We start from the raw sequence: 18343 nt of genomic DNA, 5'->3' as shown, positions 1-18343 counted from the left end.
TCCGAGATGCTGGAACTGGCCGTGCCACCCAGAATCGTGCGGTATGGGCTGGTCAGGGTGGGGGTGCTGGGCGATTTGAGTGCGCCGGGAATACTTGGTCCGGCACTCGGGCGGACCGGGGCCGGAGGGGGAGCGGGCTGATGACGCAGGCGGCAGAGCCGAACGACGACGGTGCCGGGCAGGAGACGCCGGTGCCGCCGGAGGGCGGCGACCGCCCGGCAGCCGGCTCGGCGCGGGTGCCATCCCCGCGTCCGGCCGGCATCACAGTCCAGTTCACCTCGGCGCCGCAGCCGGTCCCACAGGCCGCGCCGCAAGCCGCACCGCAGCCCGCGTCGCAGGCTGCACCGCAGCCCACCCCGCCGGCCGCGCCGCAGGTGAGTCCGGCGGAGGCGCGGACCGAGACGGCCATGCCGCAGCAGCCGCCGACACCGGGGCGGGCTTCCGTTCCAGCGCCGCCGGCGGCTCCGGGCCGGGCGTCAGTGGCGGCACCGCAGGCACCGGGGAGGGCGTCGGTTCCGGCAGCGCCGGCCACTCCGGGCCGGGCGTCGGTCCCGGCACCTCAACCCCCGGCTGCGCCGGGCTGGGCGTCCGCGGAAGCACCGCAGGCCCCGGCCGCGCCGGGCTGGGGGTCCGCGCCAGCACCGCAGGCCCCGGCCGCGCCGGGCTGGGGCTCCGCGCCAGCACCGCAGACCCCGGCCGCGCCGGGCCGGGCGTCGATTCCGGCACCGCAGCAGCCGGCGCCGCCATACGATGCAGCGGCACGCCACCCGCAAACCGTGCCCTTCCCCGTGCCCGAGCAGCCACCGCGCCCCAGCCAGCAGCCGCCCGTCCCACCGCAGCCGGGCCGCGCCTCGGTGCCCGCCCCGCCACCGGTCGCGCCGCCACGGGTCGCGCCGCCGCCGGTCGCCGCGACGCCGGTCGGCCCGCCGCCCGGGCCGCCGGTCGCCGCCCGTCCGGCGCCACCGACCGGGTCGACGTATCAGAGCACCCCGGACGTACCGAAGAAGAGCGGCGAACCGCAAGCCTCCGGCAAACGCCGCGTCGCGCTCCTCCTGGTCGTGGTGTTGTTCCTGGTCGCGCTGGTCGGCGCGGGCGCCGCGGTGCAGCTAACCCGGGATCTGCCGACCGCCACGCTGACCACGGAGATCGCGAGCACCATCAAGATCCCCGGCAGCGCCCCGAAGATTCCGTGGCCGGGTACCGGCTCCGCCGAGCTGATGATCGAGGGGATGGGCCGGATCGGTGGCTCGGGCGGCAAGGGCGCCGAGCCGATCGGCAGCGTCGCCAAGGTGATGACCGCTTATGTCATCCTCAAGAACCATCCGCTGGAGGGGGACGCCGAGGGTCCGAGCATGACCGTCGACGCGGCCGACGTCGCCGACTACAACCAGCGCACCCTGACCGGGCAGTCGCAGGTCAGGATCGAGGTGGGGGAGAAGCTGACCGAGCGCGACGCCCTCGAGGCACTGATGCTGCCGTCGGCCAACAACGTCGCGCACATGCTCGCCGAGTGGGACGCGGACACCGTCGACGGCTTCCTGGAGAAGATGAACGACGCCGCCGACGAGCTGGGTATGACCGAAACGGAATACACCGACCCGAGCGGCTTCCTGCCCACCACGATCAGCACCGCCGCGGACCAGGTGAAGCTGGCCCGGGCGGCGCTGAAGATCGAGGCGTTCGCCGAGATCGTCGAGCTGCCGAGCGCGGAGATCCCGGTCGAGGGCACCGTCAAGAACTACAACGACCTGCTCGGCGAGAACGGCGTCTTCGGGATCAAGACCGGCTCCACCGACCAGGCCGGCGGCAACCTGCTCTTCGCCGCCCGGCTCAAGGTCGGCTCCCGCGACCTGGTGATCGTCGGCGCGGTCTTCAACCAGCCCGGAGCGAACACGCCGGAGCAGCTCGCCGCGGTCAACAAGGTGGTCCGCAAGCTGCTCACCGCGGTCGGCCGGACGGTCAAGGAGTACCCGCTGGTGGCCGCGAAGCCGGTCGGTTCGGTGCGGACCGCCTGGGGCTCGTCGGTCACGGTGACCCCGGCGTCGCCGCTCAAGGTGGTCGGCTGGCCCGGCCTCGCGGTCCCGGTCAAGACCACCACCGCGACACCGGGTTCGCTGGTCACCGCCGGGCAGCAGGTGGGCGAGGTTCAGGCGGCCGGGGTACGCGTCCCGCTCCGTGCCGACGCCGCCACCAGCGAGCCCTCGCTGTGGTGGAAGCTCACCCGCCGGTCGTGACGGGTCCGCTGGGTCAGCACCACGCAGCCCAGCACCACGACCGCCGCGCCGAGTGACGCGGCGGTCACCGGCTCGTCCAGCAGCAGCGCCGACCAGAGCAGGGTCAGCACCGGCTGGGCGAGCTGGATCTGCCCGACCCGGGCGATCCCGCCCTTGGCCAGCCCGGTGTACCAGGCGAAGAAGCCGAGGAACATGGACACCCCGGTCAGGTAGCCGAACGCCGCCCAGCTGGTCCCGGTGGCCGCCGACGGGCCGGCCAGCATCGCGACCGGCAGGGTGACCGGCAGCGCGAGCACCAGCGCCCAGCAGATCGTCCGGGCCCCGCCGAGGTCCCGGGCCAGCACCCCACCCTCGGCGTAGCCCAGCGCGCACAGCACCACCGCGGCCAGCAGGTAGAGGTCGGCCAGGCCCAGCCCGCCGCGCACCGTCCCGGTGGTCACCAGGAAGCCCAGCACGGCGACCAGGCCACCGCCGCTGGCCAGCCAGAACGGCAGCGGCGGCCGCTCGTGTGCGCGGAGCGCCGCGAGGACCGCGGTCATCGCCGGCAGCACGGTGACCACGACCGCGCCGTGTGAGGACGTCTGGCTGGTCAGCGCCAGTGAGGTGAACAGCGGGAAGCCGACGACCACGCCGAGCGCGACCACCGCGAGCCGAACCCACTGAGTCCGGGAGGGACGTGGCGCGCGGGTCACGGCCAGGTAGATCAGGGCGAGGGCGGCCGCGCCGACCGCCCGGCCGGACGCCACGAACCACGGGTCGAGATCGCGCACCGCCACCCGGGTCATCGGCAGGGTCAGGCTGAACGCCAGCACGCCCAGCGCCCCGAGGGCGAGGCCCGCCGTTACCGTGCTGCGGGCAGTAGCGCTACTCTGTTCTCTCATGAATGACGGTAACGCAGCCCAGCGCGTTATCCAAGATCTCCGTGCTCGCGCGTCCGGGTCGGTGCCCGGCACCCGGCTGCCCTCGATCCGCGAGCTGACCGTGGCGCACCAGGCCTCCCCGGTCACCGTCAGCGAGGCGATCCGCTTCCTGGTGGCGCAGGGGCTGGTCGAGGCGCGGCCCGGCCGGGGCACGTTCGTGGCCGCCCGGCCGGAGCCGGCGCGGGCGCCGGACCTGTCCTGGCAGACGGTCGCGCTCGGCCCGCGCCGGTTCGGCGAGAGCGAGATGCAGGCGTTGCTGGCGTTGCCGCCGGACGGCGCCATCCCGCTCTCCGGTGGCTACCTGGACGCCGAGCTGCAGCCGGCCGCCGCGCTCGGCGCCGCGCTGGCCCGGGTGGCCCGGCAGCCGGCCGCCTGGCAGCGCGGCCCGGCGGAGGGCCGGACGGACCTGCGGGAGTGGTTCGCCCGGCAGGCCGGTGGCCGGTTGCGGGCCGGTGACCTGGTGATCTGCCCGGGCGGGCAGGCCGCCCTGTCGTCCGCGCTGCGCGCGCTCGCCGCGCCCGGCGACACCCTGCTCGTCGAGTCGCCGACCTACCTGGGCGCGCTCGCCGCCGCCCGGGCCAGCGGGCTGCACGTGGTGCCGGTGCCGGCCGACCGGGACGGGGTGCTGCCCGACCAGCTGGCCGCGGCGTTCGCCCGGACCGGGGCCCGGATGTTCTACTGCCAGCCGCTGCACGCCAACCCGACCGGTGCCACGCTGGCCGGGCACCGGCGGGCCGCGGTGCTGGCCACGGTCCAGGCCAACGGCGCCTTCCTGATCGAGGACGACTACGCCCGCGACCTGGTGATCGACGGTGAGGCCCCGCCGCCGCTGGCCGCCGACGACCCGGCCGGCCACGTCGTCTACCTGCGGTCGCTGACCAAGTCGGCGGCGCCCGGCCTGCGGATCGCCGCGATCGGCGCGCGCGGCCCGGCCGGCGCCCGGCTGCGGGCCGCCCGGCTGCTCGACGACTTCTTCGTGGCCGGTCCGCTGCAGCAGGCCGCGCTGGAGTTCGTCACCGGCCCGGCCTGGGGCCGGCACCTGCGTGGCCTGCGCCGCGACCTGCGGCACCGCCGGGATGCGCTGCTCACCGCCCTGCACCGGCACCTGCCCGGGCTGGTGCCGCCGGTGATCCCGCGCGGCGGCCTGCACCTCTGGGTCCGGCTGCCGGACGGCGCCGACGACACCGTCCTGGCCGCCGCGGCCGCCGCCGAGGGCGTCATCGTCTTCCCGGGCCGGCCCTGGTTCGCCGCCGAGCCGCCGGCCGCGCACCTGCGGCTGACCTATGCCGCCGCCCCGCCCGACCTGATGGACGAGGCGGTGCGCCGGCTGGCCCGGGTCGTGCGCTGATCAGCAGGGGCGGGGTGATGCGCTGATCGGCCGGCGGCCCCCGGCGGTGCGCTGATCAGCCGGCGATCCACGGGCCGTGCCAGCCGCCGTGCTCGGCGACCAGCCGGTCGGCGCCGGGCGGCCCCCAGGTGCCGGGGGCGTAGGTCTCCACCGGCGGCGGGTTGTCGATCAGCGGCTGCATGATCCGCCAGGTCTCCTCGACGCCGTCCTGACGCTGGAAGCGGGTGCTGTTGCCGAGCAGGGCCGCGTGCAGCAGCACCTCGTACGGCGTCGGCCCCTCGCCGCCCTCCTGGGCGAACTCCATGTCCAGGGTGACCGGCTCCGGCCCGGGCGCGTCCGAGCGGTGTGCCTGCAACCGCAGCCGCAGCCCGGTGGACGGGTCCAGTTTGACCACCAGCTCGTCCGGTTCCGGCCGGTGGAAGCCGCTCGGGGTCCGCAGGCCGAGCTTGGGCGGCCGCTTGAAGACCAGCCGGAACTCGGTCTGGGTGACCGGCATCCGCTTGCCGGTCCGGATGAAGAACGGCACCCCCGACCAGCGCCAGTTGTCGATCTCCAGCCGGATCGCCGCGTACGTCTCGGTCGCCGAGTCCGCCGCCACCCCGGGGATCTCGCGATAGCCCTGGTACTGCCCGCGGACGTAGTGCGCCGGATCTGCCGCGGCCACCGCCCGCCAGAGCGCCAGCTGGCTGTTCTTCAGGCTGTCCGGGTTCTGTCCGGCCGGGGACTCCATCGCGCCCGCCGCGACCACCTGCATCAGGTGGTTGACCACCACGTCGCGGACCGCGCCGACCGGGTCGTAGAAGTGCCCGCGGTCCTCGACGCCGAAGCTCTCCGCCATGGTGATCTCGACGGACTCCACGTAGTTGCGGTTCCACACCGGTTCGAGCAGCGAGTTGGCGAACCGGAAGTAGATCAGCTCCTCCAGGCCCATCTTGCCGAGGAAGTGGTCGATCCGGTACAGCTGCGACTCGTCGACGTGCTGGTGGATCTCGGCGGCCAGCGCGACCGCGGACTCGGTGTCGTGCCCGAACGGCTTCTCCACCACGATCCGCCCGCCGCGTACCAGATCCGCCTCGGCCAGGCCGCGGGTGACCCGGCCGAACAGGAACGGCGGGATCTCCAGGTAGAAGACCGGTGTCCGGGCGCTGCCGATGGCGGTGGCGACCCGCTGGTAGACGGCCGCGTCACCGAAGTCGCCGTGCACGTAGCTCATCCGGCCGGTCAGCCGCTCGAACGCCTCCTCCTCGATCTTCTCGCCGGTGCCCTCGATCGCGGCCCGGGCGTGCGCCACCAGGTCGTCCTGGGTCCAGGTGTCGACCGCGACACCGATGATCGGGCAGTCGAGCAGCCGGCGCAGTTCCAGCCGGTACAGCGAGCGGAAGGTCATCACCTTGGCGAGGTCGCCGGTGATGCCGAAGATGACCAGAACGTCAGCGGGCCCGGTTGTCGGTGCCATGGTGTCCCCTCCTGCTGATGCGCGGTTCGTCGATCGTGGCGGGGTCGAGCAGCTCGGCCGAGCGGTGTGCCGGCCGCAGATAGAAGTCGTCGAGCCAGGAGGCGAAGGCGCGCATCTCGGCGCCCGCGTTGGCCAGCAGCTGGGCGTGCACGCCGAGCCAGGCGGCGAACGCGAACCGGCCCTTGAGCTCGTGGCGGTGCGGCCCGATCTCGGCGACCGCGGCCTTGCGGCCGATCATCGCCATGATCCCTTTGTCCCGGTAGTGGAACGGCTGCCGGCCGGTGCCTTCGATGTCCGCGATGATGTTGCCGGCCGCCCAGTCGCCGGCCTGCTGGGCGACGCTGCCCAGCTGCGGCAGCGCGGTGCCGTCACCGTTCGGGATGTTGGCCACGTCGCCGAGCGCGTAGACCTGCGGGAAGCCGGCCACGCTCAGATCCGGCTCCACGTCGATCCGCCCGCCGCGCCCCTGCGGCAGCCCGGACCGGGACGCCAGCGGTGCCGCCATCTGGCCGCCACCCCAGACCACGAGCTGGGTTTTCAGTACGGTGCCGTCGCTGAGCGTGACCCGGTCCGCGGTCACCGCCTTGACCGAGACGCCGAGCCGCAGTTCCACCCCGCGCCGTCGCAGCTGCTGCACCGCGTAGCCGTGCGCCTCGTCGGAGAACGCGGTGAGCACGGTGTGCCCGAGGTCGACCAGGATCACCCGGGCGCCGGCGATGGCCAGGTGCGGGTAGACGTGCGGCATCACGTCGTGGACGATCTCGGCGAGCGCCCCGGCCGTCTCCACGCCGGTCGGCCCGCCGCCGACCACCACGAAGGTGAGCGCGCCCTCCTCGGCCAGCTCGGGTTTCGCGGCGACGTCGCGGAACAGCTCCAGCAGCCGGCCGCGGACCCGTTCGGCGTCGGCCAGGCTGTAGAGCGGCAGGGTGAACTGCTCGGCGCCGGGGGTGTGGAAGAAGTTCGGCTGCGCGCCGGCCCCGAGCACGATCACGTCGGCCTCGACCGTGGTGTCGTCGGCCAGGGTCACCGTGGACCGTTCCGGGTCGATCGCCACCACGTCGCCGGTGCGGGTCTCGACGTTGGCGTGCCGGGCGAACATCTCGTCCAGGTCGAACCGGATGTCCTGCGGCGCCAGCTCGGCGGTGGCGATCTGGTAGAGCAGCGGCTGGAACTGGTGGTAGCCGTTGCGGTCGATGATCGTGACCTCGGCGCGTGGCTCGTCCGCCAGACGTCGCGCGCAGGCCACACCGGCGAACCCGGCGCCGACGATGAGAACCCGTGCCATCCGTGGCTCCTTCCGCAGGGATTCCACGGCTCATCGTCGGTGACATCGCCGGCGGCGGCTTCCTCCGGATCGGATGAAGTCAGCCGCTCGCCTCCGCCATTTCATCCGTTGTGGAGGATGGCCCGGCCGGGGACCGCTGGCCAGTGTGGAAAGGGTGAATCCGACCGTGCTGGCAGTGCCCGCCCAGTTGCTTCCCGCGCGCGAGCAGATGGCGTTCACGTTGATGTTCCACATCATCTTCGTGCCATTCGGGGTCGCGCTCCCGGCCATGATGCTGATCGCCAACTACAAGGGTCTGCGGCGCAACGACTCGGTGGCGCTCCGGCTGGCCCGTCGCTGGTCGCACGCGGCCGGCCTGTTGTTCGCCGTGGGCGCGGCCTCCGGCACCGTGCTCTCGTTCGAGATGGGCCTGCTCTGGCCGGGGCTCACCGGGCGGTTCGGCGAGGTGTTCGGGCTGCCGTTCGCGATCGAGGGCCTGGGGTTCTTCCTGGAGGCCATCCTGGTCGCCATCTACATCTTCGGGTGGCGGCGGCTGCGTCCCTGGACGCACTTCTGGCTGGGCGTGCCGATCCCGTTCGTCGCGCTGGTCGGCGCCTTCTCGATCATCTCGGCGAACGCGTGGATGAACCAGCCGGCCGGTTTCACGATCAGCCCGACCGGCGAGATCACCGACGTCGACCCGATCGCGGCGATCTTCAACGACGCGCTCTGGTACGAGCTGCTGCACTTCGTGCTCGCCGCGTACATGGCGGCGGCGTTCACGCTCGCCTCGATCTACGTGGTCGGGTGGCTGCGTGGCCGGCGGGACCGGTACCACCGGCTCGGCATCCTGATCCCGCTCACCATCGGGGCCGTGCTCACCCCGATCCAGTTCGTGGTCGGCGACCTGATCGCGGTGGCGATCTTCCAGGACCAGCCGGCGAAGTTCGCCGCCATGGAGGTGGTCACGAACTCCGGCACCCACCAGCCGGAAGTCCTCTACGGCATCTACGACAGCGCCACCAACACGGTCAAGGGCGGTATCTCGATCCCGGGGCTGGACTCCCTGCTCGCCGGGAACAGCGTGGACACCTACGTGCCGGGGCTCGACCAGTTCCCGGACGCCAAGCCGTCGAACGTCACCATCGTGCACTGGGCGTTCGACACGATGGCGGGCATCGGCACCGTGCTGATCCTGCTGGCGCTCTGGTTCGGGATCGCCTACTGGCGCAAGCGGGACGTGCCGGGCAACCGGTTGTTCCTGTGGTTCGCGGCGAGTTCCGGGGTGCTCACCTACATCGCCGTCGAGTGCGGCTGGATCGTCACCGAGGTCGGCCGGCAGCCCTGGGTCGTCTACAACATCCTGCGGACCGAGGACGCCGTCACCGACGCGAACGCGACCGGCCTGTGGGTGAGCTTCACCGTGGTGCTGCTGCTCTATCTGGTCCTCGCGGTCGGCACGGTCGCGGTGTTGCGGGCGATGTCGCGGCGATGGCGGGCCAGCGACCGCACCGACGACGAGGACGCCGTCTACGGCCCGCGCCCGGAGGTGCTGAAATGAGCGCGGCCACGGCGGTCGCGGCGGTCATGGTGCTGGCCGTCACGCTCTACGCGTGTACCGGGCTGGCCGATCACGGCGCCGGGATCTGGGACCTCACGGCCGGCGGGAGCGAGCGCGGGCGGCGGCCCCGGTCGCTGATCGACAACGCGATCACCCCGGTCTGGGAGGCCAACCACGTCTGGCTGATCTACCTGCTGGTGTTGTGCTGGACGGCGTTCGGCGACGCGTTCGCGGCGATCATGTCCACGCTCTTCGTGCCGCTCGCCCTCGGGCTGCTCGGGATCGTGCTGCGCGCGGCCGGCTTCGCGATGAGCAAGGATGCGACCCGGGCCCGGGTCCGGCACGTCGCCGGCTGGGTGTTCGGGGTCGGGTCGTTCCTCACGCCGTTCTGGCTGGGCACCGCGCTGGGCGCGGTGGTGACCGGCCGGGTGCCGGCCGGGAACGCGGCCGGCAACGAGGTGACCAGCTGGCTCAACCCGGCGGCCCTGCTGATCGGGCTGCTGACGGTCGCCGTCGGGGCGTACGTGTCGGCGGTCTACCTGCTGGCCGAGGCGCGCCGTCAGGCGATGCCGGACCTGCTGGGCTACTTCCGCCCCCGGGCGCTGGTCGCCGGTGGCGCCGGCGTCCTGGCCGGCGTCGCCGCCCTGATCGCGCTGCGGGTCGACAACCCGCAGATGGCCGATCGGCTGCTCAGCCGCGGCTGGCCCCTGCTGGTCCTCAGCGTGCTCGCGCTGGCCGGGTCGTTCCTGCTGGCCACCGGCATCCGGGTGTGGCTGATGCGGCTGGTCGCCGCGGCCGGGATCGCCGCGCTGGTGTGGGCCTGGGCGGTGGCGCAGTATCCGTATCTGCTGCCGTTCACGCTGACCGTCAGCGAGGGCGCCGCCTCGGCGGTCACCCTGCGGTGGCTGCTGATCTGGTTCGTGGCGGCGCTGGTGCTGGTGATCCCCGCGCTGATCCTGCTCTTCCGGCTGGACCAGCGCGGGGAACTGGGGGAGGAGTCAGCCGAGTCGCTCGGCGATGTGGTCCCCGACCCGCAGGGCGTTGGCCATCGCGGTCAGTGACGGGTTCACCGCGCCGATGCTCGGGAAGAAGCTGGTGTCCGCGACGTAGAGGTTGTCCACCTCGTGCGCCCGGCAGTTCTCGTCCAGCGCCGAGGACGCCGGGTCGGTGCCGAACCGCACCGTCCCGGCCTGGTGCGCGGTCGCCCCGATCGGCATCCCCTTGTGCAGGTAGATGCTGTGGTCGAGGAGCCGGTGCGGGTGCATCCCGAGGTCGCCGAGCATGCTCTGCAGCTGGTGCCGCAGCCGGGTGACGCCCTCGGTGTTGTTCTTCTCGTCGAGGGTCAGCCGGATCTGCCCGTCCGCCTCCAGGGTCACCCGGTTGTCCGGCAGCGGCAGGTCCTCGCCGCACAGCCAGAAGTCGACCGCGTGGTGCGCGAGCACCTCGAACGGCATCTCCGGGGAGAGCTTGCCGGCCATCCGCGGCGCGTTCGCCCGGATCTGCTCGGCGTCCGACTTGCCGAGCATCTGGATGCCGCCCATCGGGAACTCCCAGTCGTCCGACGCGAGGTACCAGTCGTGCACCGCCAGGGTCTTCTGGAAGCGGGTCGGGTTGGGCTCGCGGGAGACCGCCATCAGCGCCAGGTTGTTGTGCCGCATGTAGTGCCGGCCGACCACGTCGGAGCCGTTGGCCAGCCCGCGCGGGTGCTTGTCGTTCGCCGAGCGCAGCAGCAGCGCGGCCGAGTTCACCGCGCCGCAGGCGACCACCACGATGCCGGCGGTGAACCGTACCGTCTCCTCGCCGATCTTCGCGATCACCGCGGTGACGGTGCGGCCGCCCGGGTCGGTCTTCAGCCGTTGCACGTACGCGTTCGTCACCATCCGGACGTTGTCGTGCCGCAGCGCCGGCTCCACGCATCGCACGTGCGAGTCGGACTTCGCCCCGACCAGGCACGGGAAGCCGTCCACCCGGTCGCAGCGGATGCAGACGCTGTCGTGGGTGGCCCGGCCGATCGCGTCCTGCGTCAGGTTCACCCCGATCGGCAGGTGGAACGGGTGCCGGCCGAGCTTCTCCAGGTTGTCGCTGAGCTCCTGGATGCGTGGCTCGTGCTGGACCGGCGGGTACGGGTACTGCCGGCTCGCGGCGCCCTCGGTCGGGTCCTCGCCGTGCCGGCCGTGCACGCCGTACAGGTGCTCGGCCTCGCTGTAGTACGGCTCCAGGTCGGCGTAGGTGATCGGCCAGGCCGGCGAGATCCCGCCGTGGTGCCGCAGCTCGCCGAAGTCCTCCGGCCGGAGCCGGAACAGCGCCGCGCCGTAGAACTTGGTGTTCCCGCCGACGTAGTAGTTCACTTCGGGCGGGAACTCGTCGCCGTGCGCGTCGAGCCAGAACTCCGGCGCGCGGTACTTCCCCTTGACGAAGACGGCGGTCGATTCCCAGTTGTCCCGTTCCCGGGGCAGGTAGTCGCCGCGTTCCAGGATCAGGACCTGTTTACCGGTCCCGGCGAGCTTGTGTGCCAGGGTGCCGCCCCCGGCGCCGGTTCCGATCACGATCACGTCGGCATGCTGCTGGTCGGCCATCAGGAGTCCTCCGTGTGGTAGCCGTTGAGGAGCTGCTGTTCCCGGTCTCGGCGCGGGAACAGGAAGAAGACGAGGACGACGCCGGACGCGATGGCGATGATGCCGGCCGTGTACGCCCAGTCCGCCCCGTCCAGGAAGGACTGCTTGGCGGCGGCGGTGATCTGGCCGGCGTACTGCGGGTACTGCTGGGCGGCGTCGGTGGCGCTGGAGAACGACTTGGTCAGCATGTTCCGGACGCTGTCCGAGGCGCCCGGGTCCTGCGTGTTGACCGCCGCCGTCACCGCCGAGGCGTAACCGGCCGTCAGGAGCGCGCCGAAGACCGACTGGAGGATCGCGCCGCCCAGGTCGCGCTGCAGGTCGGCGGTGCCGGAGGCCATCCCGGCCCGGCGCACCGGCACCGAGCTGGTGAGCGAGTGCGAGGCCGGCGTCCCGGCGAAGCCCACACCGACCCCGATGAAGGCGTAGGCCAGACCGATCTGCCAGTACGCGCTGCCGTCGGTCCAGAACAGCAGCATCCAGCCGAAGGCGAGCAGCAGGAAGGCGTATCCGACGAGCAGGGTGAATCGCGCGCCGCGGGTCTCCACCAGTTTGGCCGACTGCGGCGCGACCAGGACCATCAGGATCACCGCGGGCAGGAACGCGGCGCCCGCCTCGAAGGTCGAGTAGCCGAGCACGTTCTGCAGGTACTGCTGGCTGACGAAGGCCGAGCCCATCAGCGAACCGAAGACGATCACCCCGGCGCAGGCCGCCACCCAGAAGATCCGCCGACCGGCCACGCGCAGGTCGTAGAGCGGGTTCCGGGCGACCCGCTGGCGCAGGACGAAGACGACCAGGGCGACCACGGCGATCCCGGCCAGGACCAGGGTGAGCGTGCCCTTGTTCGGCACCGGCGCGAAGTTGATCGACAGGATGAGCGAGCCGACCAGCACGATGGAGAGCAGGCCGCCGAGGTTGTCGACCGGCTCGGTGGTCTCGTTCACCCCGCCGGGCACCAGGAAGAACGCCAGCAGCAGGGCGAGCACGGCGAGTGGCAGCGTGATCAGGAAGACCGAGCCCCACCAGAAGTTCTGCAGCAGCGCGCCGGCGACGAGCGGACCGAGCGCGGCGACGCCGCCGCCGATCGCCGACCACAAGGCGATGCTTCTGGTACGCCCGGCACCCGACCACAGCGCGGTGATCAGCGCCAGCGTGGTCGGATAGGCGAGGCCGGCCGAGATCCCGCCGAGCACCCGGGCGCCGAACAGCACGCCGTCCGACGGCGCGTAGGCGGCCAGCAGGCACGCCGGGATCGACAGCCCCATGCCGAGCAGCAGCATCAGCTTGCGCCCGTACCGGTCGCCCAGCGCGCCCAGGTAGAGCACCGAGGCGGCCAGGCCGAGCGAGTAGCCGACCGCGATCAGGTCCAAGGTGGTCTGCGACGAGTCGAACGCCCGGCCGATCGACGGCAGGGCGACGTTCGCCACCGACAGGTTCAGGTTGGCGACCGCGGCCACCACGATCAGTGCGGTGAGCACCAGGCCGGAACGGGCGGGTGCCTCGGTCTTCACTGCCTCTACTGCCATGAGGTCCAACTTCGCGGGCCGGAGGCGGCCGCACATCCTTCGTTGAGGGTGATGTCTCCGGCACCGGCCGTGTCCTTTGCTGGACGGATGACGGACAGCACGAGCGAGCACACCAGACGGGGCGGGGGCTGGCAGCTCTGGGTCAGCATGGCAGCGGCAGCCGTGCTGGGCGGAGTGATCGGCGCGGCCATCGCCGGCACCACCGACCGGGACGAGAAGACCCCGGCCGCCGTCCAGCAGCAGGTGGGGGCCGGCGTCTGCGACGCCACCCAGGTGTCCGAGAAGGCCCTGCCCTCGGTGGTCACGATCAGCGCCAGCAACGGCGACGCCGGCGGCACCGGATCCGGCGAGGTGATCCGCAAGGACGGCTACATCCTCACGAACAACCACGTGATCTCGCTGGCCGCCAACGGCGGCAAGGTCACCGTGCTGTTCAACGACGGCCGCACGGTGCCGGCCACGATCACCGGCCGGGACCCCAAGGCGGACCTCGCGGTGATCAAGGTGGACGGGCAGAACGACCTGCCGGTCATCCCGTTCGGCAAGTCGGCGGACGTCGAGGTGGGCCAGCCGGTCGTCGCGCTCGGCGCGCCGCTGGGCCTGTCCGGCACGGTCACCTCGGGCATCGTCAGCGCGCTGGACCGCACCATCCAGGTGCCCGGCGACAACGGCGAGATGGCGCTGCTCGTCTCCGCCGTGCAGACCGACGCGGCGATCAACCCGGGCAACAGCGGCGGCGCGCTGGTCAACTGCGCGGCCGAGCTGATCGGGGTGCCGTCGGCCGGCGCCACCATCCCGGCGTCCGAGTCGGGCGGGGGCAGTTCGGGCGACATCGGGCTCGGGTTCGCCATCCCGGTCGACCTGGCGAAGTCCATCTCTGACGAGATCATCGAGACCGGGACGGTGACCCACGCCTACTTCGGGGTCAGCGTGGTGACCGTGCCGAGCGGCGGCGTCTACCTGCGCTCGGTGGTGCCCGGCGGACCGGCCGCCAAGGCCGGCCTGCAAGCCGGCGACATCATCACCTCGATCGACGGCAACCCGGTCACCAGCACCACCGACCTGGCCGCGGTGACGCTGACCAAGAACCCGGGCGACACCATCACGGTCGACTACACCCGCAACGGCCAGAAGGCGAGCACCAAGCTGACCCTCGGCGCGGAGAAGTGAGGCTGACATGCTGAAGCATCCGAGCAACCAGCGGTCCGGGCGCGACGAGATGTCGCTGGACCCCCGGTTCGGCATCGAGGGACTGGTCATCCCTCGGCACGCGATCCCGGACGACGAGCTCCCGCCGGAGGCGGCGTACCAGATCATCCACGACGAGCTGATGCTGGACGGGAACGCCCGGCTCAATGTGGCGACCTTCGTCACCACCTGGATGGAGCCGCAGGCGGACCGGCTGATGGCCGAGTGCGCCGACAAGAACATGATCGACAAGGACGAGTACCCGCAGACCGCGGAACTGGAGATGCGCTGCGTCAGCATCCTGAGCAAGCTGTGGAACGCGCCGGACGCGACCCAGGCCACCGGGTGCTCGACGACCGGCTCCAGCGAGGCCGCGATGCTGGCCGGCCTGGCGCTCAAACGCCGCTGGCAGAAACGGCGCCGGGCCGCCGGGGCGCCGGCCGACCGGCCGAACCTCGTGATGGGGATCAACGTCCAGGTGTGCTGGGAGAAGTTCGCGGCGTACTGGGACGTGGAGATGCGGCTGGTGCCGATGGAGGGGGACCGGCTGCACCTGTCCGCCGAGGAGGCGGTCCGGTACTGCGACGAGAACACCATCGGGGTGGTGGCGGTTCTCGGCTCCACCTTCGACGGATCGTACGAGCCGGTCGAGGAGATCTGCCGGGCGCTCGACGACTACCAGCAGCGGACCGGGATCGACGTGCCGGTGCACGTGGACGGGGCGTCCGGGGCGTTCGTGGCGCCGTTCGTCGACCCGGAGCTGGTCTGGGACTTCCGGCTGCCACGGGTCGCCTCGATCAACGCGTCCGGGCACAAGTACGGCCTGGTCTACCCGGGCGTCGGCTGGGTGGTGTGGCGCGACCCGGCGGCGCTGCCCGAGGAGCTGATCTTCTGGGTGAACTATCTCGGCGACGACATGCCGACGTTCGCGCTGAACTTCTCCCGGCCCGGCGCGCAGGTGGTCGCGCAGTACTACAACTTCCTGCGCCTCGGGCACGCCGGGTACCGCCGGGTCCAGTCGTACTCCCGCGAGGTGGCCACCCGGCTCGCCGACCGGATCGCCGAGCTGGGTCCGTTCCAGCTGCTCACCCGCGGTGACCAGTTGCCGGTGCTGGCGCTGCAACTCGACCCGCGGATCGACAACTTCACCGTCTTCGACGTCTCCGGGGCGCTGCGCGAGCGCGGCTGGCAGGTGCCGGCCTACCGCTTCCCGAAGAACCGGGAAGACCTGTCCGCGCTGCGCGTGGTGGTCCGGCGCGGCTTCACCCACGACCTCGCCGACATGCTCATCGACGACCTGAAACGTCAGCTGCCCCGCTTGGAGAAACAGCACGCCCCGCAGCACGACGGCGCCACCGCCGCCAGCTTCCACCACTGAGCAACCGCGCCGGACAGCGCGCGACACCGCAACCCGCAACGGCTCGTGACGCGCGTTGCGGCTCGCCGGCTGGGTCTCATGGGTGTCTCAAGGACCTTGAGACACCCATGAGACCCAGCCGGCACCGTGACCGTGCGGCGGGCCGGCGGCGGGCCGGGGTGTCGGTGACCACCCGCGGACAGTGCGGAGGGCGGCGATCGTTCTGGACGCTGAGCTGACTGGCTCCGCTTCGCTCCGCGGCAAAACGCCTCGTCACCGGCGCCGGATCGCCGTCCTCGGCCCGCGTGGGAGCATGCGATCCGCACCTGGGCGGACCTGCGGATATCCGGAAGTTGATCTTGAATCCGGGTTTTCGGCGGTCGCTCTTCAGGTATCGATCGTTCGCCCTCTAAGCTGCGCGCGTGCACTCAGACATGGGCCTGCGGGCCGGGATGCGGCTGGGCGGCCGGTACCGCCTGGAGGACCGGCTCGGCGCCGGCGGGATGGGCGAGGTCTGGCGGGCCGTCGACGAGTCCCTGGGGCGCACCGTCGCGGTCAAGACGATGCTGCCGTCGGCGGCCGGCGACCCGGACTTCGTGCGCCGGTTCGCCGCCGAGGCGACCGCGATGGCCCGGGTCAACCACCCCGCGGTCGCGTCGATCCACGACTTCACCCGCGCCGACGGGCTCACCTACCTGGTGATGGAGTTCGTCGACGGCGAGTCGCTGGCGCAGCGGCTGCAGCGCGACGGGCGGCTCGACCCGGCCGAGACCATGCGGATCGTCGCGCAGGCCGCCGAGGGGCTGCAGGCCGTGCACGACCAGGGCATCCTGCACCGCGACATCAAACCGGCGAACATGCTGCTGCGCCGGGACGGCAGCGTGGTGATCACCGACTTCGGCATCGCCCGGCACGAGGACGCCAGCCGGGTCACCGCGTCCGGGGCGATCCTCGGCACACCCAGCTACCTGTCGCCGGAGCAGGTGCTCGGGCAGCCGGTCGACCGGCGCAGCGACGTCTACGCGCTCGGGCTGGTCGCCTACGAGTGCCTGGCGGGGGAGCGGCCGTTCGTCGGTGACAACCCCTACGCGGTCGCCCTGCAGCGCATCCAGCAGAGTCCGAAAACGATCGGCGTGAACGTGCCCGCCCCGGTGCTCGCCCTGGTCGGGCGGGCCCTCGCGGCCGACCCGGAGAAACGCTGGCCGTCAGCGCTGGCCCTGGCCGACGCGGCCCGCCGGATCCCGCTCGGCGCCGAGGCCACCCCGGCGCCCCGGCCCGCCGCCGCGAACCGGACGAAGCTGCTGGCCGCTGCCCTGGCCGTGCTGGTGGTGGCCGGTGTCGCCGCCGGGATCGCGTTCCGCCCGGACGGCGCGAAGGCCCCGGCCGCCGCCGCCCCGAAGGTCAGCGCGAGCACCCCGAGCGGCGTCCCATCCGGCTTCAAGCAGTGCGGCGCCGTGCTCTGCCCGGCCACCCCGATGTGCTGGAACGGCCTGACCCGCAACGGCGCCGAAGCGGTCCCGCCGGTGTCGGCGTTCTGCCCGGGCACCCACTATTGGGAGACGTTCCTGGCGACGCCGCTGCCCGACGGACCGCCGAAACTCAGCGACGCTGCCCCGCTGCTCAAACGGCCCGACGTCGCCAAGGCCTGCTCCGCGACGACGATCGCCCAGCACAGCCGCAAACCGAAGGCGATGAAGACGTGGCGCATCGAGGTGTGGCCCATCGAAACCGACGGCGTCTGGCTGCTGCACTGCCTCGCCCAGCCGAGGACCGGCACGTCGACGGGCTCTGTCCGCCAAGGCTGAGTCAGCGTCGCTGGGGCGTGTACCGGAGCTGGTACACCTTCGGCACCTCGCCGACCCAGCGGTAGATGATGATCGCCGACAGCAGGGTGCGCTTGAGCCACCGGGTGTTCGCGCGACCGTCCGTCTCGTCGGTGATCCACCCCTCCACGTGCTCGGGCAGGCTGAAGGTGAGCGTGTAGGCGGCCGGCGCCGCGGCGGGCGAGAGCAGCCACCGGCTGGCCTGCCCCGACCCTGAGGAGGGCGCGCCGTCGCGTCGCAGGTGGACATCGTGTTCGGGATGCCGTTCCGCGTACCCGGTGAACTGCTCGACACTGGCCGGCGTGGTGCCGGTCAGCGTGAGGATGAACGGCGCGGGCGGGAACGCGAGCAGGAACTCGCCCCCGTTGTAGGCTTCCAGCCGCGCCTTCATGGCGGTCGCGGCGTCGTGCAGAGCCGGCACGGTGGGCGAGCCGGCGAGGTCCGGCGGTGGGGACGCGGTCCCGAGAACGGACCGGAAGGCCGCTCGCATCGTGGCTGTCCCGCCCGCCCCGCCGACATGCGGAAGCACGCTGTCCGCGGCCTCCCGGACGGCACGCCGGAGGGCGGCGAACATCGGCAGCGACAGATCGACCAGGCTGATCTGGTGTGCCAGCGCGAACTGCTGGGCGTCGTCGGTGAAACCGGACCGCGAGAACAAGGCGTAGACGTACCGGTATCGGCCGTGCGGGCCGCCGGCCACGGGGAACTCGTTGATGTCGGCGACCGTCGCCCAGGCGTTGCGAACCAGGTTGAGGCCGACCGGACGAGCCCGGCCGTAGTACTTGGCCTCGACGAACATCCGGATCGGAAGGGAGAACGGCGGGGTGAACGCGAAATCGCCCAGCACGTCGGCCTGATGGTCGGCGCCGCGTCCCCGGACGGTCAGGCCGGCGCCGTTGGAGGCCAGGCCGCTGTTCGGTGACGCCGTGACGATCAGCTGATAGCCGCTGTTGCGGAGCAACCAGGCGAGCGCTTCCTCCAGGACGTATCCGCGGACCTGATAGATCGTCGGCACACCTGCACCGTAGCGGATCCGCAGCGCGGGGAACGGGGG

13 protein-coding genes are annotated in these 18343 nt (G+C 72.2%); 7 read left to right on the top strand and 6 right to left on the bottom strand.

The window, feature by feature from the left end:
* Positions 1 to 788: 788 nt before the first annotated feature.
* Complete coding sequence (locus tag BJY16_RS47940; protein ID WP_239176960.1) at positions 789 to 2234, top strand: D-alanyl-D-alanine carboxypeptidase family protein; 1446 nt, start codon at positions 789 to 791, stop codon at positions 2232 to 2234.
* On the opposite strand, the gene BJY16_RS38065 is transcribed toward BJY16_RS47940, so the two are convergent.
* Positions 2147 to 3115: a DMT family transporter gene (locus BJY16_RS38065; RefSeq protein ID WP_185044384.1), complete on the bottom strand. Its 969-nt coding sequence runs from the start codon at positions 3113 to 3115 to the stop codon at positions 2147 to 2149. The two genes, BJY16_RS47940 and BJY16_RS38065, sit on opposite strands and share 88 nt — an antisense overlap.
* On the opposite strand from BJY16_RS38065, the gene BJY16_RS38060 reads away from it, so the two are divergent.
* Entirely contained in the window at positions 3114 to 4502 is a 1389-nt protein-coding gene (locus BJY16_RS38060) for an aminotransferase-like domain-containing protein (RefSeq protein WP_185044383.1), read from the top strand. The two genes, BJY16_RS38065 and BJY16_RS38060, sit on opposite strands and share 2 nt — an antisense overlap.
* Before the next feature lie 55 nt (positions 4503 to 4557).
* Here the strand turns inward: BJY16_RS38060 and zwf are convergent, their stop codons facing one another.
* Both zwf and BJY16_RS38050 read right to left on the bottom strand, forming a co-directional pair.
* A complete protein-coding gene (gene zwf, locus BJY16_RS38055; RefSeq protein ID WP_185044382.1) occupies positions 4558 to 5958 on the bottom strand; it encodes a glucose-6-phosphate dehydrogenase in 1401 nt (466 codons plus the stop codon).
* Positions 5933 to 7243, bottom strand: coding sequence for an NAD(P)/FAD-dependent oxidoreductase (locus BJY16_RS38050; RefSeq protein ID WP_185044381.1), 1311 nt, complete (start codon positions 7241 to 7243; stop codon positions 5933 to 5935). The genes zwf and BJY16_RS38050 overlap by 26 nt, the downstream gene beginning before the upstream one ends.
* Positions 7244 to 7397: 154 nt before the next feature.
* On the opposite strand from BJY16_RS38050, the gene BJY16_RS38045 reads away from it, so the two are divergent.
* Both BJY16_RS38045 and BJY16_RS38040 read left to right on the top strand, forming a co-directional pair.
* Positions 7398 to 8783, top strand: a complete 1386-nt coding sequence (locus tag BJY16_RS38045) for a cytochrome ubiquinol oxidase subunit I (protein ID WP_239176961.1) — start codon at positions 7398 to 7400, stop codon at positions 8781 to 8783.
* Entirely contained in the window at positions 8780 to 9844 is a 1065-nt protein-coding gene (locus BJY16_RS38040; RefSeq protein WP_185044379.1) for a cytochrome d ubiquinol oxidase subunit II, read from the top strand. The genes BJY16_RS38045 and BJY16_RS38040 overlap by 4 nt, the downstream gene beginning before the upstream one ends.
* Here BJY16_RS38040 and BJY16_RS38035 read toward each other — a convergent pair.
* Together BJY16_RS38035 and BJY16_RS38030 are read right to left on the bottom strand one after the other, a co-directional pair.
* A complete protein-coding gene (locus BJY16_RS38035; RefSeq protein WP_185044378.1) occupies positions 9782 to 11359 on the bottom strand; it encodes a GMC oxidoreductase in 1578 nt (525 codons plus the stop codon). The two genes, BJY16_RS38040 and BJY16_RS38035, sit on opposite strands and share 63 nt — an antisense overlap.
* A complete protein-coding gene (locus BJY16_RS38030) occupies positions 11359 to 12921 on the bottom strand; it encodes an MFS transporter (protein WP_185044377.1) in 1563 nt (520 codons plus the stop codon). The genes BJY16_RS38035 and BJY16_RS38030 overlap by 1 nt, the downstream gene beginning before the upstream one ends.
* An 87-nt stretch (positions 12922 to 13008) precedes the next feature.
* On the opposite strand from BJY16_RS38030, the gene BJY16_RS38025 reads away from it, so the two are divergent.
* The 3 genes from BJY16_RS38025 to BJY16_RS38015 all read left to right on the top strand — a co-directional run bounded on the left by BJY16_RS38025 (position 13009) and on the right by BJY16_RS38015 (position 17271).
* Positions 13009 to 14091 carry a S1C family serine protease gene (locus BJY16_RS38025; protein WP_185044376.1) on the top strand — a complete coding sequence of 361 codons (1083 nt, stop codon included), beginning with the start codon at positions 13009 to 13011 and terminating at the stop codon, positions 14089 to 14091.
* Positions 14092 to 14098: 7 nt separating this feature from the next.
* Positions 14099 to 15487, top strand: coding sequence for a glutamate decarboxylase (gene gad, locus BJY16_RS38020; protein WP_185044375.1), 1389 nt, complete (start codon positions 14099 to 14101; stop codon positions 15485 to 15487).
* 401 nt (positions 15488 to 15888) lie between these two features.
* Positions 15889 to 17271, top strand: a complete 1383-nt coding sequence (locus BJY16_RS38015) for a serine/threonine-protein kinase (protein WP_185044374.1) — start codon at positions 15889 to 15891, stop codon at positions 17269 to 17271.
* Between the two features lies 1 nt (position 17272).
* On the opposite strand, the gene BJY16_RS38010 is transcribed toward BJY16_RS38015, so the two are convergent.
* Entirely contained in the window at positions 17273 to 18304 is a 1032-nt protein-coding gene (locus BJY16_RS38010) for a PDDEXK family nuclease (RefSeq protein WP_185044373.1), read from the bottom strand.
* Between the last annotated feature and the right edge of the window lie 39 nt (positions 18305 to 18343).

Origin of the sequence: Actinoplanes octamycinicus (assembly GCF_014205225.1) — a bacterium.
GTDB lineage: Bacteria > Actinomycetota > Actinomycetes > Mycobacteriales > Micromonosporaceae > Actinoplanes > Actinoplanes octamycinicus.
Note: the sequence above shows the minus strand (reverse complement) of the source record. Positions and strands in the feature narration are given on the sequence as shown.

What these genes read in the sequence shown, in the direction of transcription:
- BJY16_RS38025 (WP_185044376.1), top strand. Translation starts at nt 13,009, where the DNA reads ATGACGGACAGCACGAGCGAGCACACCAGACGGGGCGGGGGCTGGCAG.
- zwf (WP_185044382.1), bottom strand. Translation starts at nt 5,958, where the DNA reads ATGGCACCGACAACCGGGCCCGCTGACGTTCTGGTCATCTTCGGCATC.
- BJY16_RS38050 (WP_185044381.1), bottom strand. Translation starts at nt 7,243, where the DNA reads ATGGCACGGGTTCTCATCGTCGGCGCCGGGTTCGCCGGTGTGGCCTGC.
- BJY16_RS38065 (WP_185044384.1), bottom strand. Translation starts at nt 3,115, where the DNA reads ATGAGAGAACAGAGTAGCGCTACTGCCCGCAGCACGGTAACGGCGGGC.
- BJY16_RS38030 (WP_185044377.1), bottom strand. Translation starts at nt 12,921, where the DNA reads ATGGCAGTAGAGGCAGTGAAGACCGAGGCACCCGCCCGTTCCGGCCTG.
- gad (WP_185044375.1), top strand. Translation starts at nt 14,099, where the DNA reads ATGCTGAAGCATCCGAGCAACCAGCGGTCCGGGCGCGACGAGATGTCG.
- BJY16_RS38040 (WP_185044379.1), top strand. Translation starts at nt 8,780, where the DNA reads ATGAGCGCGGCCACGGCGGTCGCGGCGGTCATGGTGCTGGCCGTCACG.
- BJY16_RS38035 (WP_185044378.1), bottom strand. Translation starts at nt 11,359, where the DNA reads ATGGCCGACCAGCAGCATGCCGACGTGATCGTGATCGGAACCGGCGCC.
- BJY16_RS38060 (WP_185044383.1), top strand. Translation starts at nt 3,114, where the DNA reads ATGAATGACGGTAACGCAGCCCAGCGCGTTATCCAAGATCTCCGTGCT.